This window comes from Methylibium sp. T29-B (assembly GCF_000576225.1).
In the GTDB taxonomy this organism is placed as follows: domain Bacteria; phylum Pseudomonadota; class Gammaproteobacteria; order Burkholderiales; family Burkholderiaceae_C; genus Methylibium; species Methylibium petroleiphilum.
The window spans coordinates 1-833 of record NZ_AZSN01000378.1 but is presented as its reverse complement, the minus strand read 5'-3'; the positions used below and the strand labels follow the sequence as shown (position 1 = coordinate 833).

Sequence of the window (833 nt, the reverse complement as noted above, 5' to 3'; positions counted from 1 at the left end):
ATCAGACCGCCTGAAGGGCTGACTCTCCCATGAAGTTCAGCCCCTACACCATCGCCGCGGCCCCGCGGAGTTTGCCAATTTGGCAGGCGATCCTGGACGACCTCAACAACCCGCCGCCGGCCCGCGTGGCGAAGGTTCTGGGCGTCGGCACCCGGACGGTCTATCGGTGGAACCGCACCGGCAAGGCCCCTAGATCGGCCTGCCTCGCGCTTTTCTGGCTGACCCGCTGGGGTCGCTCCGAAGTCCATTGCGCGGCCGTCAACGACGCCACAGCAGCCTTCGGACTGGCCCGAGCGCTCGACGCCGAGGTCCGCCAACTGCGCACCCAGCTCGCCCACGTGCTGGCGCTCGATGCGTCCGGCGCCGCCAACCAACCCTTGATCGGAGAGCACTATGTCAGTGGCCGCTGACCTTTTGAGGGGGTGCACGGCCAGACCCCCGTTCTCCTATGAGGACGCACAAAAGTGTCCGCATTGGTCGAGAAGTGTTCCTTTGATAAATCTAGGCCGGGCGGCCTTCGGCCGCCCCGCCGTCGTGCCTCCGGCGGGGACGCCGCCAGCCTCCCGGCCGTCCCGGTCGCCTCGTTCCTCGTCTCCCCGTCCGTCCGGTCGGCCAGCCGCTACCCGGCCATTTGTAACGACGGGCAGGGAGGCGTCCAGGGCGCGAGGCCACCAGTCCGACATAAGCACCATCAGCGCCCGCGTTTCCAATCCCAGTAGGTTTGCGATCGCTGCCGCTGGCTATCCAGACCCACAACGGCTTATCGCTTGGCTGCCGCCCCGGCCCCCGCCTCGAGGGTATGTGTATAACCTCTCCGAGATACTCGGTCCTGG

At 67.0% G+C, this 833-nt stretch carries 1 protein-coding gene; it reads left to right on the top strand.

Annotation, left to right across the window (positions count from 1 at the left end; translation table 11 throughout):
• The first annotated feature begins 29 nt into the window (after nt 1-29).
• Nucleotides 30-410, top strand: a complete 381-nt coding sequence (locus Y694_RS22040; protein ID WP_036236811.1) for a hypothetical protein — start codon at nt 30-32, stop codon at nt 408-410.
• Nucleotides 411-833: the final 423 nt, after the last annotated feature.